Here is a 2,474-nt window from a genome sequence, read left to right as displayed (position 1 = left end):
CGGCGGGACGCTGGCGGGCGGCGGCCTGTGGGCCGGGTGGCGGGCGCGGCGGGAGGCGACGCGCGAGCGGCGCGCGCCGCGGGCCGCATCACGAGCGACCGGCGGAACGGTCGGCCCGACGACCGTGGGCGCCGGCGACGACGTCTCCCCCGCGGTCCCCGCGTCCCGCCGGGACCGGGCATCCCGCCGGGACCGGGCCTCGCCCCGTCGCGCCGCGCCCACCGGCGGGCGGACCGGCTTCCTCGGCCTCGGCGCCCGCCTGGTGCTCGCGCGCCCGGGTCGTGCGGGCGCGACGATCGCCGTCCTCGGCGTCTCCGGCGGCGTGATCCTCCTGATGCTCGGCCTCGCGTCGCTGCTCGTGGCGCTGCGCGACGACCCGAGCGCCGTCGGCACCCGCTACGCCCTGACCGTCCGAGCGCCCGAGGGCGGCGTGTCCGCGGTCCGGGCCGTCCCCGGCGTGGCCGACGCGGGCGAGCGCTACGAGGTCCGCGGCGCCGACTCCTTCGCGCTCGGCGAGCCGGTGAAGATCACCGCCTTCGGGGGCGCCCCGAGCCGTTTCGTGAACCCGCCGCTCGCGGACGGCCGCCGCGTCCGCGGGCCGGGCGAGGTCGAGATCGGCACCGGCCTGGCCACCGCGCTGGGCCTCGGCACGGGCGGCACGCTGGCGGTTCAGCTCCAGAACGGCGGCGAGGCGCGGTTCCGCGTCGTCGGCACCGTCCGGGCGTTGCAGGACGACGGACGGGTGGCGTTCGCGCGGCCGGACCGGCTGCTGGCGGCCGACCCCGGCCTGCGCCCGGACATCGCGGTGCGGCTGCGGGAGGGCGCGGCCCTCGGGGCTGTGAGCGCGCGCCTGGCCGCGATCGGGGCGACCCCCACGAAGGTCGGCGGCGCCACGACGAGCAACCGGTCGTTCCTCGACACGCTGGCGACGGTGCTCGAGGCCGTCGCGCTGCTCGACGGCCTCGTCTGCCTCTACGCGCTCGTCCAGGCCCTCGCGCTGACCGCCCGCGAGCGCCGCCCGACCCTCGCGCTCCTGCGCGCCCAGGGCGCGGCGACGCCGACGATCCTCCGGGTCCTCCTGGGCGCCGGACTCGTCCTCGCCATCCCCGGAGCCGCGGTCGCCTTCGTCCTGCAGCGGTTCGTCTTCTCGCCGCTGGTCTCGGGTCTGGCGGCGGGCTACGCGGACCTCGGGACCGCCGCGTCCACGGGCGCCGTGGCCGGCGTCACCGGCGGCTTCGTCCTCTTCGCCGTCCTCGCCGGCGGTTGGGTCGCCCGCCGCGTCGTCGCCGAGCCGCCCGTCCACGGGCTCCGGGAGGGCTGACCGGTGCGGCCCCCCGCCAGGCTCCTCGTCGCCCGCTCCGACGGGGACCGGTCCGCCGGTGGCGCCTCGCGGTCTGCCGGCGCCGGTCCCCGGCCCGCCGACCCCGGCCCCCGGCCCGCCGGCCCCGGGCCCCGGCCCGCCGACCCCGAGCCGCGTTCGCCGAGGAGGTCCCGGTGATCACCCCGAGCCCCCGCGTCGCTCGCCGCCGCCGCGCCGCCGCGTTCGCCGTCGTGCTGGTCGTCGTCGCCGTCGTCCTGGTCCTCGTCCTCCGCTCCGGGGGCGACGGGACTCCGGCGACGGGCTCGACGCTCGACGTCACCGTCCGCGACCCGACGGGCAGCGGCGTGCTGCGGACGGCGCCCGGCGAGCCCCTCCGCGACCGCACCGAGCTCCTGGCGGGCGAGCGCGCCCCAGACCCCGGCCGGGTCCTGGCGACGCTCGCCCAGCTGACCGACACCCACGTCCGCGACACCGCCTCCCCCGCGCGGATCCCGTTCCTCGACCGCCTCGGCGCGCCGTTCACGCCGACCTTCCGGCCGCAGGAGGGCCTGACCCTCCAGACGCTCGTGGCCGCCACGCGCACGGTGAACCGGCTGGACCCGCAGCTCACGGTCGTCACCGGCGACCTGGCCGACAACGACCAGCAGAACGAGCTGGACGCCGCGATCACCGCGCTGAAGGGCGGCCGGGTCCGGCCCTTCGACGCCCACACGCTGCAGGGCGCGGGCAACGCCGACCCGTTCTACTACCGCCCCGACGTCGACCCGCCGCGCGAGCCGGGGCTGCTGGACCGCGCCCGCCGGCCGTTCACCGCTCCCGGGCTGCTCGGGCCGGTGGCCGTCGTCCCCGGCAACCACGACGTCCTGGTCGGGGGCGAGGTCGCGCCGACCCCGGCGCTCGAGGCGGTCGCGGTCGGCGGCCGCCGACTGGTCACCCCCGACCCCGCGTTCGCCCGCACGATCCCCCGCGACGCCGCGGCCGCCCAATCTGCCGTCAACGACCTGCTCGCCGCCGGACGGCTGCCGGGCACCACCGCCGCGGTGCGCCCCAGTCGTCCTCTTGCGGGTGGCCTGCCAGGGCCACTGCGCCTCCTGCTTGTGGAACATGTACCAGGCCGCGTACGCCGCGAGGCCGACGAGGACCAGCAGGATCA

General features: G+C 79.1%; 2 protein-coding genes. Both read left to right on the top strand.

Going from position 1 to position 2,474, the window contains the following annotated elements; translation table 11 throughout:
- Positions 1 to 1,321, top strand: a 1,321-nt coding sequence (locus AB0L40_RS27610; RefSeq protein WP_364361985.1) for an FtsX-like permease family protein, incomplete at its 5' end; no start/stop codon positions are given.
- Positions 1,322 to 1,494: 173 nt separating this feature from the next.
- A partial coding sequence (locus AB0L40_RS27605) for a metallophosphoesterase (RefSeq protein ID WP_364361983.1) occupies positions 1,495 to 2,474 on the top strand: 980 nt, incomplete at its 3' end.

Origin of the sequence: Patulibacter sp. NPDC049589 (genome assembly GCF_040675535.1) — a bacterium.
Classification (GTDB): domain Bacteria; phylum Actinomycetota; class Thermoleophilia; order Solirubrobacterales; family Solirubrobacteraceae; genus Patulibacter.
Note: the sequence above shows the minus strand (reverse complement) of the source record. Positions and strands in the feature narration are given on the sequence as shown.